Consider the following 12,383-nt stretch of genomic DNA (forward strand, 5'->3'; position numbering starts at 1 on the left):
TCAATCCTTAAACGCAAATAAAAAATAGACTATCTACTTAAAAAAGCTGTAACTGTTTCTAAATTGACATCCTCGCCTTCCTAGAAAGAAGGCGATTCCATCTACCCTTCAGCACCAACTGAAGGATTCTGGAGGGTTGACGCTTCACGCACAGAGTACGTCCCTTTCGGTGTGGAAACTGCTTCCTTTGCGGAAGTCTTACACTTTCCTCCACGTCCGTTTTGAGGTGCGACCCGAGCGTCCGTGTCGGACGCATCGGAAAGCGCACCTTGAGTCTCGGATTGCCCACCCGCGACTATGTTTTTTGCGGCGTTGATATCCCGATCATGGGATGTACCACAATTAGCACATTTCCATTCTCTAACCGATAAGTCTAGTTTTCCTCCCTTAAATCCACAACAGGAACATTTCTGGGAGGTTGGTTCCCATCGGTTAATGACCCGGAACTCACGACCGTATTTTTCTGCTTTCGCTTCGCACAAGGTTCGGAATTGTCTCCAACCTAAGTCGCTAATTGCTCTAGAGAGCTTATGGTTTCTGACCATTCCTGCCACATTCAAATCCTCTAAGACGATTGTTTGGTTCTCACGAATCAATCTAGTTGATAACTTGTGGAGGAAGTCGGTTCTAGTATCTTTTAATTTTGCATGAAGTCTCGCCCGTCTTTTCCTTGCTTTTTCATAGCGGTTACTTCCTTTCGTTTTCTTGGAAAGTTGTTTATCAAGTTTTCTAAGACGATTAATCTTCCGTTTTAAGGGCTTAGGAGCATCTACCTTTTCCCCTGTACTAAATGTGGCAAAGGTTGATATCCCTAAATCTACTCCAACCGATTGATCATTTGCTTCTAAGGATTCAGACTCTATTTCTATAACAAAGCTGAGAAAATATCTTCCTGCTGAGTCCTTGATCACCGTTACTGATGACGGTTCACAAGGAAGAGGGCGTGACCAGACAATCTTTAACTTGCCAATTTTGGCTAAGAAGACTGTTCTTTCGTTAACCTTGAACCCTCCTTTTCTGAAACGAGCAGATTGGTCGCTTCTACGTTTTTTGAATTTGGGAGGTTTAACAGGTTGACCTTTTCTCTCTCCCTGACAAGACTTAAAAAAGTTCTGATAAGCCTGTTCAAGATCATTAAGAGATTGTTGGAGAGGGATGTTAGAGACCTCTTTTAGCCATTGTCTCTCAGTAGTCTTTTTAGCCTCAGTTACGAAAGTCTTTTGTAGCTCTCCATTTTTGGGCTTTTTGTTTCCAGCATTATACTGCTCGATACAGTAGGCTAACGCATCATTCCAAACCACTCTAGTGCAGCCAAATAGTTTAGCAAGGCTGACTTTCTGGGATGGTGTGGGGTAGATACGGTAGCGGTATCGAGCTTTCATGATCAAGAAAAAAATGACTATAATTGAATTGTAGCATACTTGGTCTGATATGAGTACACCTAATTATAGAAAAGGAAGACATAGTGTTACACTCCTTTATGTTCACTTGGTCTTCGTTGTTAAAGACAGAAGAGGTGTATTAACGGAAGATGTTAGGAATAGATGTTCAGAGGTTTTCAAAGAAGTAGGAACTAAAATGAACTTTCGTGTAATCGAGGTGAATGGAGAAAAGGATCATATCCATCTTTTGATTGAATACCCTCCTAAGTATTCCATCTCGAAACTGGTTAACCACTTGAAAGGCGTTTCTAGTAGATACTTAAGAAAGGAATATGATTTAACTCCCCACCAAGAACATCTTTGGTCGCCTAGTTATTTTGCTGTTTCCTGTGGGGGCGCACCTATAGAAAAGATTAAGGAGTATATTGAAAACCAAGACAACAAATGAAATCGCCCTAGAAGGGCGAGGCTTGAATCCTGCTATTTAGGGTCAAGCTGTATGATAAGGAGTTAATGTCTTTTTCAGAAGTAGCCGTCGTGGCTGGTTAAATAACCAATTGGTAATACTAGTTTCAGCCCGAGATACCTGATAGCCACATTGCTTGTAGAGTTTTTGCGCTTGCCAGTTATTTTCTAATACATGAAGGTAAATCTCTGAAAAGCCCCATTTCATCGTCATTTTTTCACAATTTTTTAATAAACGTTGGGCAATTCCTTGGCGACGATAACTTGGACTAACAGCTAAATTAGAAATATAGGTAGATTGATACTCCTGAGGAACCCAACCTTCAGCAGAACTAAGGCTTAGTTCTACAGCACCAGTAATTCCTCCCGTACTAGAAGTAGCGATGAAACAAGCATAATACTTGGTCTGATTGCACAGACGAGTCCTAATATCTTCATAAATTCCTAGCTTCAGAAAGGGATAAATTAGGATCCCTAGTCCCTCACAAGAATGAAAACTACGGGTAATTACTTCTGAAATTTCACCAATTTCTTCAATCTGAGCCTGGCGAATAGTAAAAGTGGGAAATTGGGGTGGGTTAGAAGAAGGCGTGGAAAATAAAGGAGTATAGGCGCTCACAACAAATTTCGGGGGTAATTTATTAGCCTTGTTTGAACAAGAATTTTTCTTCGCTGATTACTTTTATAGCACAGTTTCACTTAAGCCATCGCTGCAGCAATCCAAAATAACCCATCTACTAAAAGAGTGCTTAAAATTGCCCCACTAAAAGCAAACCAAGGTAGTGTATTTTGCTTGAGACTCCAAATTCCTAAAACGAGGAGAACACAGATAATCAACACAGCACAACTCATTCCCCAAGGAGTTTGCATGTTTAATAACGCATCTTGAAAAATGGGTTTGTATAAAGCAGGATCAACTCGCATTAACTCTCGCCAATGAGGCATTAATCCTGTTAGATAAAAATATACATCAGTTAAAGCAGTTCCTAGTAAAGATCCTAAATAAAACAAATTTCCCACTGGCCCCAAACCTCTCGCTAAAGCAAAAAAGGCAAAGGGTAAGCCAATCGCTTCAATGGGAAGGTGAATCACTGGTTCCCAACGAAACCAGCCCCAATAGATTGATCCAGCCAGCCAACTCCAACTAAAACCAAGTATCAAGTCTCCCCAAATATTGCTTCGAGGACGCTGAAAAAGAATAATTCCTAGGGCAACCCAACCGAAGGTTAAAATTAAACTGAGCCAGGGTAATTCTCTAACCATTGGGGCTTGAGCAAAAACAGGAATTGAAACTAAAAAGCCTGATGTGGCGAAAATCAGCCAACTTTTTTGTTTGAGTACGAACGCTCGAAGATAAATGGTGAGACGTTCACCAACTTGAGAAATTGATGGGGGTAGCCAGGAACTATTAAACAAGGTTTCTCTAATTTTCTTAACTAATCTTTACTTAGTTTAATATAGCACATAAATTAGAATGCCCCCCAGGGGGATATAGATTATCTTAACATTAAATGTTATTGGCTTTTCTACGGTCAACGAAGAAGCCAAAAGCAAGTAAATAGAGAAGGTTATCAATGCTGAGGTGCGTTCCAACTTGAATTCGATTCAAGTTGGATCTGAGGTTTATATGCCCCGTCACTTCCATAAATCAAAGATTATGTCACCGGAGCCAAGCGTGAGGAGCTTCTCGTCACATCAAGGTAAGGTTTGGCTTAAAAGAACCAGCCGTAGGAGTGTAATCCTTGTCCTAATAAATTTACTCCTAAATAACAGATCCAAACCACAATTAAACCTGCACTCGCGATAATCGCCGGTCGTTTTCCTTGCCATCCTTTCGTAATTCTGGCGTGAAGATAGGCAGCAAACACCAACCAAGTAATTAACGCCCAAGTTTCTTTGGGATCCCAACTCCAATAAGATCCCCAAGCCTCATTTGCCCAAACTGCCCCAGCAATAATACCAACTGTCAGAAGTGGAAAACCTAAACCTATGACACGATAACTGAGATTATCTAGGGTTTGTGCAAAATTTAAGCGTTGTGGGGATAATTTTTCCTCGGTGATGGTTTGCGGCTGTTCTAAAACGGCGGTTTGCCCATCACTACTGCTAACAGAAATGGGCGTAGAGGCAAAACTGTTGTTATTTCTGATGCTTTTAAGACGTTCATTGCCTGAACCATAGGAACTTCCTTGCAGTGACACTGACTTGCCTTGGGTGACAATTAAAAACGCGATCGCGAGAAGTGACCCGACCATAAGCGTGGCATAACTGAGCATCATTACACTGACGTGCATCATCAGCCAATTGGATTTGAGGGCCGGAACTAAGGGTTCAGACGATTGCATTTCTGGGGGAAGACTCAAGGCGGCAAATGCTGTAATTCCCATCGCTAAAGGCGCAGTAAACACGCCTAATAAGCGATTGCCACTGCTAAATTCAACCACTAAATGAACCGCCGTTACCCCCCAAGCAAGGAAAAACAGAGATTCGTATAAATTACTAATGGGGAAATAGCCCCCTTCAATCCAGCGAGCGATCAATAATCCCGTAATACAAAAGTTACCAAGGGCAAATCCTGCAGTTCCTAAGGGTTGTAAGAAGGATAAGTTACGAAATGCTGTTCCTACCCAATAAACTAACATGGTCAGAAACAGTACCAAAAAGGAAAGATTATCCAGTTGGTGTTGTAGTGCGGTTAGATCCATTATGAATTTTATTAAAAAGCCTTTTTTATCATGTCCAAGTGTCTATTATATCTGTATCGTAAGCAACATGGTTTTGTCCTTTGTCCTTTGTCCTTTGTCCTTGGTCAACCAATGAGGAGTGAGGCGTAAGAAGTCTGGAGCGAACAAATAACGAATAACAAATAACAAATAACATCCATTGACTCAGTGTGTCCCTCAACAGACCAAGAAACGCAATATAAAGAAAAAATTAAAAAATATCTGAAGAGAATATAAAGAAATGAACTTAATTTTTCATAAAGGTTGATAAATATGTATCTAATTTAACAACAAATGAATTGTTAAAAAGTAATGACTTTATAAAGTCTTGTTTAAATAAGCATAAGTACCAATTGAATTCGTTAAGATAAAAGTATAGAGAAAAGTAAAAATATCTCTTAGCACGACTAAAAATACTGTCATTGCTTTGACTTAGCTTCAGCAAAAACCAAGAGGGAGACGAAGAAAATGTTAACGAAAACTGAACCTTTTGTTCCAGGTCAATGGGTAGAAAATGTTGACGTTCGGGACTTTATTCAGAAAAATTATACCCCTTATAGCGGTGATGAGTCATTTCTCGCTAGCGCAACCAATCGCACGAAAAACTTATGGGAAAAAGTTAAAAGTTTAATGGAGGCGGAACGAGAAAAAGGAATTTTAGATGCCGATACAAAAGTTCCAGCGACCCTTACCGCCCATGCAGCAGGCTATATTGACAAAGACTTAGAACAAATTGTCGGTTTACAAACCGATAAACCGCTTAAACGGTCAATTATGCCCTATGGTGGCATTCGGGTGGTGAAAAAATCTCTTGAAGCCTACGGTTATGAACTAGACCCTCAAACTGAGGAAACGTTCACCAAATATCGTAAAACGCATAATGATGGGGTATTTTCTGCCTACACCAAACAAATGCGTCTAGCACGGCGTTCTGGCGTGATTACTGGCTTACCCGATGCTTATGGTCGTGGTCGAATTATTGGCGACTATCGGCGCATTGCCCTTTATGGGACAGGTCATTTAATTGAAGATAAAAAACTACAGCTAGAGTCCCTCGAAAATGAGGTAATGACCGAGGATGTGATTCGGTTACGGGAGGAAATTTCTGAACAAATTGTCGCCCTCCAAGATTTACAAGAAATGGGGGCAAGTTATGGTTGGGATATCAGTAAGCCAGCACAAACTGCCCAAGAAGCCATGCAATGGACTTATTTTGGCTATCTTGGAGCAGTGAAAGAACAAAATGGCGCAGCGATGTCCATGGGACGAGTTTCCACTTTCCTTGATATTTATATTGAACGGGACTTAAAAGAAGGGTTACTCGATGAAGCCCAAGCCCAAGAATTAGTGGATCATTTCGTGATGAAATTGCGAATGGTGCGCTTTTTACGAGCCCCTGAATATAACGAACTCTTTTCAGGAGATCCTACTTGGGTAACAGAATGTCTCGGTGGCATGGGATTAGATGGTCGTCCTTTGGTCACGCGCACCAATTTCCGTTTCCTCCATACCCTTTATAACTTAGGGCCGGCTCCCGAACCAAACTTAACGGTGTTGTGGTCAGAAAACTTACCTGATAACTTCAAACGCTACTGTGCGAAAGTTTCCATTGATACCAGTTCCATTCAGTACGAAAATGATGATTTGATGCGTCCTGAGTATGGGGATGATTATGGCATTGCTTGCTGTGTATCGGCAATGCGAATTGGTAAACAGATGCAGTTTTTTGGGGCGCGAGTAAATTTAGCGAAAGCCCTTCTCTATGCCATTAATGGCGGTAAGGATGAAAAATCAGGACAGCAAGTTGCCCCTGCTAGTGAACCGATTACGTCAGAATATTTGGACTATGACGAGGTGATGGAGAAATTTCAGGGGTTAATGGGTTGGTTAGCCAAACTCTATGTGAATAGCCTCAATATCATCCACTATATGCACGATAAATACGCCTATGAACGGCTACAAATGGCGTTACACGATCGCGATGTTTATCGGACTATGGCTTGTGGTATGGCTGGCTTATCGGTAGTTGCTGATTCTCTAGCGGCGATTAAATACGGGAAAGTCAAAGTGATACGAGATGAAACGGGTTTAGCGGTAGATTACCAAGTCGAAGAAGATTATCCCAAATTTGGGAATAATGACGATCGCGCTGATAGCATCGCCACTAAGTTAGTCACCGATTTGATGAATTATATTCGCCAAAATCCAACCTATCGTCAAGCAGTTCCCACTCAGTCGATTTTAACCATTACCTCCAATGTGGTTTATGGGAAGAAAACAGGTAATACTCCTGATGGGCGAGACGCTGGTAAACCCTTTGCACCTGGGGCGAATCCCATGCACGGACGAGACACCAAAGGCGCGATCACGGCATTATCTTCTGTGGCAAAACTCCCCTATGAAAATGCTAAAGATGGAATCTCTTACACCTTCTCTATTGTCCCCCAAGCCTTAGGAAAAGGAGATGACAACCGAGTTAGCAACCTAGTGGGAATGTTAGACGGTTACTTCCACGACAACGGACACCATGTTAATATCAATGTCTTCAATCGAGAAACCCTAATTGATGCCATGGATCATCCAGAAAAATATCCGCAACTGACCATTCGCGTTTCGGGTTACGCCGTCAACTTCATTAAACTCACCCGTGAACAACAAGAGGATGTCATTTCTCGTACCTTCCACGGACAGGTTTAAATCAATACATGGTGGGGCGATTATTTAAGGAAAAAAGAGGTTTTATTTCCCCACCTCCCTACCTGAGGGGATTTTCAGGAGAATGAAACGACCCTGCTTTAGGTGAGGGGGAAGGGGAAATCATTACTGAATTAATAAGGGGACACGATGATTGCAAGCACATCAACCGAAATTACAGGAAAAATCCACTCTCTAGAAAGTTGTGGCACAGTGGATGGGCCAGGAATTCGTTTTGTGGTCTTTACTCAAGGGTGTCCCCTACGGTGTCTTTACTGCCATAACCCCGACTGTCGCCACTTGGAAGACGGAAAAGAAGTCACAGTAGATGACATTATTACAGAAGTCCAGAAATACCGTTCCTATATGGAATTTTCGGGAGGTGGTGTCACGGTTACTGGGGGAGAACCATTAATGCAACCGCAATTTGTTGCAGAAATCTTCAAACGTTGTCAAGAATTAGGGATTCACACCACTTTAGATACCTCAGGTTATGTTCTCATCGACGCAGCCAAGCCTGTTCTTGAATACACAGATTTAGTGTTACTTGATATTAAATCTTACAAGCCTGATTTATATCGAAAAGTCACCAGTGTTACGATTGAACCCACTTTGAAATTTGCCCAACATCTTCAGGAAATTAAGAAGCCAACTTGGGTTCGGTTTGTTTTAGTTCCTAACTTAACTGATCCTGTGGAAAATATTAAAGGATTAGCTGAATTTATTACGACATTAGATAATGTGGAACAAGTCGAAGTGCTTCCCTTTCATCAAATGGGAATTTATAAATGGGAACAATTGGGCTATGAATATCAACTTAAAGATGCTACCCCACCAAGTCCAGAATTAATTGCGAAGACCATTCATATTTTCCAAAGTTATGGTCTGAAAGTGCAATGTTAGGAATAAGCCATTCATTTCGCTTCACTTAATCAAGTTAAAGCAATACTAAGGAGAAAAATTATGACCGTTACTACTTTAGAAGAATTAGAAACCCTAATTAGCAAAGTAAAAGAAGCCCAAACTCAATACGCTAGCTATTCCCAAAAACAAGTTGATGCCATCTTCAAAAAAGCCGCCTTAGCTGCCAATATGAATCGCATTCCTTTAGCAAAAATGGCAATTCAGGAAACAGGAATGGGAGTACAAGAAGATAAGGTGATCAAAAATCACTTTGCTTCGGAAATGATTTATAACAAGTATAAAAATGAAAAAACTTGTGGAGTCATTGAATCTGATGCTCATTATGGCATTCAAAAATTAGCGGAACCTTTAGGCATTTTAGCAGGAATTGTTCCGACAACGAATCCCACTTCCACAGCCGTTTTTAAAGCATTAATTGCCCTAAAAACTCGCAATGCGATTATTTTCTCTCCTCACCCTCGCGCTAAACACTGTACCATTGAAGCAGCAAAAATCGTGCGAGATGCTGCTATTGAAGCAGGCGCACCTGAAAACATTATTGGCTGGATTGATGAACCCACGATTGAACTGTCTCAAGCCTTAATGAAGCATCCAAATATTAATTTAATTCTTGCCACAGGGGGCCCTGGCATGGTTAAAGCCGCTTATTCCTCTGGAAAACCCTCTCTCGGTGTCGGTGCTGGTAATACCCCTGCTGTCATTGATGAAACTTCAAATATTCCCATGGCAGTGAGTTCCATTTTAATTAGTAAGACGTTTGATAATGGGATGATTTGCGCTTCAGAACAATCAGTGATTGTGGTAGATGAAGTTTACGATAAAGTCAGACAAGAATTTCAAGAACGAGGGGCTTATTTTCTCACGCCAGAAGAAACCGAAAAATTGCGAAGCCTTCTCATTGTAGAAGGGCGAATTAATCCTAAAATTGTGGGTCAATCGGTGGAAAAATTAGCAGAGATGGCGGGAATTGAGGAAGCCAAAAATGCAAAAGTTTTAATTGGAGAAGTTTCAGAGATTAGCTTAGAAGAAGCCTTTGCCTATGAAAAATTATCTCCCGTCTTGGCAATGTATCATGCTCAAGATTTTGAACAAGCAACCACTAAAGCCCAAGAATTGATTAGTTTAGGGGGAAGAGGACATACCTCAGTGCTTTATACTGCCCCACAAAATCACTCACGGATTCTGCATTTTGAAAGTAAATTAACCACAGGACGGGTATTAATTAATACGCCCTCTTCTCAAGGCGCGATCGGAGATTTATATAACTTCAAACTTGATCCCTCCTTAACTTTAGGATGTGGCACTTGGGGCGGTAATTCAGTCAGTGAAAATGTTGCCCCACACCATCTTTTAAACATCAAAACTGTCTCCGAACGACGGGAAAATATGCTCTGGTTTCGAGTGCCACCAAAAATCTATTTCAAGTATGGCTGTTTACCAGTTGCCCTGCAAGACTTAAAAGGCAAAAAACGTGCTTTTATTGTCACAGATAAACCCTTATTTGATATGGGGTTATTAAAAGAAGTTACTGAGGTTTTAGAGGAAATAGAGATCGATCATCAAGTATTTTACGATGTTGAACCTGATCCCAAACTAGCAACCATTAACAAAGGCGTAGAACAACTGAATAGTTTTCAACCTGATGTAATTATCTCCTTCGGCGGTGGTTCTCCCATGGATGCGGCAAAAATTATGTGGCTGATGTATGAACATCCCGAAGTGGAATTTGAAGGGGTAGCGACTCGCTTTATGGATATTCGCAAACGGGTGTATGATTTACCGCCATTAGGAGAAAAAGCCACGATGGTAGCTATTCCCACCACATCGGGAACGGGTTCGGAAGTTACGCCTTTTGCTGTGGTAACTGATGAAAAAACAGGCATTAAATACCCTCTAGCGGATTACGCCTTAACCCCCAATATGGCAATTGTTGATCCTGAGTTAGTGTTACACCTCCCGAAACGACTCACTGCTTATGGGGGAATTGATGCTTTAACTCATGCTTTAGAGGCTTATGTGTCAGTTATTGCTACAGAATTTACCCAAGGGTTAGCGTTAGAAGCAGTGGAACTCCTATTTAAGTATCTCCCTAATGCTTATAAATATGGGGCAAATGATCCCATTGCGCGAGAAAAAGTCCATTATGCGGCGACAATTGCTGGAATGGCGTTTGCGAACTCGTTTTTAGGCATTTGTCACTCGATGGCGCATAAATTAGGGGCGACATTCCATGTTCCCCACGGGTTAGCCAATGCGTTAATGATTTCCCATGTGATTCGCTATAACAGCACCGATGCACCATTTAAGCAAGCCATTTTCCCCCAATATGAATATCCCCATGCTAAAGAACGTTATGCCCGTTTAGCGGATTATCTCAAATTAGGAGGAGAAACCCTTGATGAGAAAGTAGAGAATTTGGTCAATGCTATTGAGAAGCTAAAAGCTGAGGTGGAAGTTCCACTGACGATTAAAGAAACCTTACAGGGAGAAGATCGCGATTTCTACGAAAAACTGGAAAATTTAGCCGAACAAGCCTTTGATGATCAATGTACTGCTGCTAATCCTCGTTATCCTTTGATTAAAGACATGAAAGAGCTATATGTTCTAGCGTATCAAGGCTGTCGCGTCGATAGCATGATGTATCACCCGGAAGAAGAAACAGCAACAGTTATGAAATCATAATCAAGCAAAAGTTAACGATCGCGTGAATCCCTCCTGCATTTAAGGAAAACTGGAGTAACTAATCTACGACTAGAATTTTAATTTACTCGTAGGATTCTCGCCTTTCTTGCTAAATTTTTTCTCTCTATAGGCATTATCTTGTAGAGAGTCTTCGCTTAATGGTAAGATGCAGATTTAAGTAGCAAACATAAGACTAATTACTTATCAACCCCCTGATCGGATTAAAAGAGATTGCTAGATTTGCTAATTTTGTATTTAATAGCAAGCTAGAATGTCTTCATTCCTCTAGGCTATTGGGAGTTAAAAAAGTTGTTTGATGAGTGTACTATAGAGGGAGAATTTTATGAAGCCTGACGTAAATCGTGTTGTTTTAATCGGTGTTGCGGGAGATTCTGGGTGTGGCAAGTCCACTTTTCTCCGTCGCCTCAAAGATTTATTTGGTGAAGAATTTATGACAGTTATCTGTTTAGATGACTATCATAGCCTTGATCGCAAGGGAAGAAAAGAGGCAGGTGTAACGGCTCTTAACCCAAAAGCCAATAATTTTGATTTAATGTATGAGCAGGTTAAGGCCCTGAAAAATGGACAAACCATTGAGAAGCCAATTTATAATCACGAAACTGGGGAAATTGATCCCCCAGAAACAATTAAACCGAATAAAGTAGTAGTCATTGAAGGTTTACATCCTCTTTATGACGAACGAGTGCGAGAATTGATTGATTTCAGTGTTTATCTCGATATTAGTGATGAGGTAAAAATTAACTGGAAAATTCAGCGGGATATGGCTGAACGCGGTCATACTTATGAGGATGTGCTGGCTTCAATTAATGCTAGAAAGCCTGATTTCACCGCTTATATCGAGCCTCAAAAAGAATTTGCTGATGTGGTTATTCAAGTTCTACCGACACAACTGATTGAAGATAAAGAAAGTAAATATTTACGAGTACGTTTAATTCAGAAGGAAGGAGTAGAAAACTTTGATTCAGTTTACTTATTTGATGAAGGCTCAACCATTGACTGGCGACCCTGTGGTCGGAAGTTAACCTGTGCTTATCCTGGAATTAAGCTCTTTTATGGACCAGATAGTTATTATGGTCATGAAGTGTCTGTCCTTGAGGTGGATGGTCGTTTCGATAACTTAGAAGAAATGATTTACATTGAAAGTCATTTAAGTAAGACTGCCACTAAGTTTTATGGTGAAATGACAGAGTTATTGTTAAAACGTCCTAATGCACCAGGGGCAAATGATGGAACGGGCTTATTCCAAGTTTTAGTGGGCTTGAAAATCCGAGAAACTTACGAATTATTAACAAAAGAAGAAGCAAAAGCAACAGCAAGAGTTTAATTAATTCTGTTAGGAAATTGCTGCTAATTGATGCTTGCGGGGGAAAAATGGGTCTCCCGCAATTTTTCTGGCTTGAGGAGGCAAGGGAGTATGAAGGATGATGTTCTAAGAATCAGCACAAATGCCACTCAATCTAAGCTCAGAAACGGTGATCATCAGTTAGCAATA

The 12,383-nt window shown here is 40.9% G+C and carries 9 protein-coding genes; 5 read left to right on the forward strand and 4 right to left on the reverse strand.

Features of this window, described 5'->3' with window-relative positions; genetic code table 11:
- Nucleotides 1–101 precede the first annotated feature (101 nt).
- Nucleotides 102–1,382 carry an RNA-guided endonuclease InsQ/TnpB family protein gene (locus FRE64_RS01280; RefSeq protein WP_246140368.1) on the reverse strand — a complete coding sequence of 427 codons (1,281 nt, stop codon included), beginning with the start codon at nucleotides 1,380–1,382 and terminating at the stop codon, nucleotides 102–104.
- A 49-nt stretch (nucleotides 1,383–1,431) separates the two neighbouring features.
- Between FRE64_RS01280 and tnpA the strand changes: the two genes are divergently transcribed.
- Nucleotides 1,432–1,830 (forward strand): IS200/IS605 family transposase, encoded by a 399-nt coding sequence (gene tnpA, locus FRE64_RS01285; RefSeq protein WP_146294304.1) that lies wholly within the window; start codon nucleotides 1,432–1,434, stop codon nucleotides 1,828–1,830.
- Between the two features lie 42 nt (nucleotides 1,831–1,872).
- Here the strand turns inward: tnpA and FRE64_RS01290 are convergent, their stop codons facing one another.
- The 3 genes from FRE64_RS01290 to ccsB form a co-directional block, all read right to left on the reverse strand.
- A complete protein-coding gene (locus tag FRE64_RS01290) occupies nucleotides 1,873–2,466 on the reverse strand; it encodes a GNAT family N-acetyltransferase (RefSeq protein WP_146294305.1) in 594 nt (197 codons plus the stop codon).
- An 80-nt stretch (nucleotides 2,467–2,546) separates the two neighbouring features.
- On the reverse strand, nucleotides 2,547–3,206 hold the full coding sequence (locus FRE64_RS01295) for a DUF3120 domain-containing protein (protein WP_246140446.1): 660 nt from the start codon (nucleotides 3,204–3,206) through the stop codon (nucleotides 2,547–2,549).
- Nucleotides 3,207–3,559: 353 nt separating this feature from the next.
- Nucleotides 3,560–4,552 (reverse strand): c-type cytochrome biogenesis protein CcsB, encoded by a 993-nt coding sequence (gene ccsB / locus FRE64_RS01300; RefSeq protein ID WP_146294307.1) that lies wholly within the window; start codon nucleotides 4,550–4,552, stop codon nucleotides 3,560–3,562.
- Nucleotides 4,553–5,038: 486 nt separating this feature from the next.
- On the opposite strand from ccsB, the gene pflB reads away from it, so the two are divergent.
- The 4 genes from pflB to FRE64_RS01320 all read left to right on the forward strand — a co-directional run bounded on the left by pflB (nucleotide 5,039) and on the right by FRE64_RS01320 (nucleotide 12,215).
- Complete coding sequence (gene pflB, locus FRE64_RS01305; RefSeq protein ID WP_146294308.1) at nucleotides 5,039–7,267, forward strand: formate C-acetyltransferase; 2,229 nt, start codon at nucleotides 5,039–5,041, stop codon at nucleotides 7,265–7,267.
- A gap of 147 nt (nucleotides 7,268–7,414) precedes the next feature.
- Nucleotides 7,415–8,167 (forward strand): pyruvate formate-lyase-activating protein, encoded by a 753-nt coding sequence (gene pflA / locus FRE64_RS01310; RefSeq protein ID WP_146294309.1) that lies wholly within the window; start codon nucleotides 7,415–7,417, stop codon nucleotides 8,165–8,167.
- A gap of 60 nt (nucleotides 8,168–8,227) precedes the next feature.
- Nucleotides 8,228–10,870, forward strand: a complete 2,643-nt coding sequence (gene adhE, locus FRE64_RS01315) for a bifunctional acetaldehyde-CoA/alcohol dehydrogenase (protein ID WP_146294310.1) — start codon at nucleotides 8,228–8,230, stop codon at nucleotides 10,868–10,870.
- Between the two features lie 343 nt (nucleotides 10,871–11,213).
- Entirely contained in the window at nucleotides 11,214–12,215 is a 1,002-nt protein-coding gene (locus FRE64_RS01320; RefSeq protein WP_146294311.1) for a phosphoribulokinase, read from the forward strand.
- Nucleotides 12,216–12,383 lie beyond the last annotated feature (168 nt).

Origin of the sequence: Euhalothece natronophila Z-M001 (assembly GCF_007904085.1) — a bacterium.
Lineage (GTDB): Bacteria > Cyanobacteriota > Cyanobacteriia > Cyanobacteriales > Rubidibacteraceae > Halothece > Halothece natronophila.

Excerpts from the sequence above, each read along its gene's own strand:
- adhE (WP_146294310.1), top strand. The coding sequence starts at position 8,228 with ATGACCGTTACTACTTTAGAAGAATTAGAAACCCTAATTAGCAAAGTA.
- FRE64_RS01320 (WP_146294311.1), top strand. The coding sequence starts at position 11,214 with ATGAAGCCTGACGTAAATCGTGTTGTTTTAATCGGTGTTGCGGGAGAT.
- FRE64_RS01280 (WP_246140368.1), bottom strand. The coding sequence starts at position 1,382 with ATGAAAGCTCGATACCGCTACCGTATCTACCCCACACCATCCCAGAAA.
- tnpA (WP_146294304.1), top strand. The coding sequence starts at position 1,432 with ATGAGTACACCTAATTATAGAAAAGGAAGACATAGTGTTACACTCCTT.
- pflB (WP_146294308.1), top strand. The coding sequence starts at position 5,039 with ATGTTAACGAAAACTGAACCTTTTGTTCCAGGTCAATGGGTAGAAAAT.
- ccsB (WP_146294307.1), bottom strand. The coding sequence starts at position 4,552 with ATGGATCTAACCGCACTACAACACCAACTGGATAATCTTTCCTTTTTG.
- pflA (WP_146294309.1), top strand. The coding sequence starts at position 7,415 with ATGATTGCAAGCACATCAACCGAAATTACAGGAAAAATCCACTCTCTA.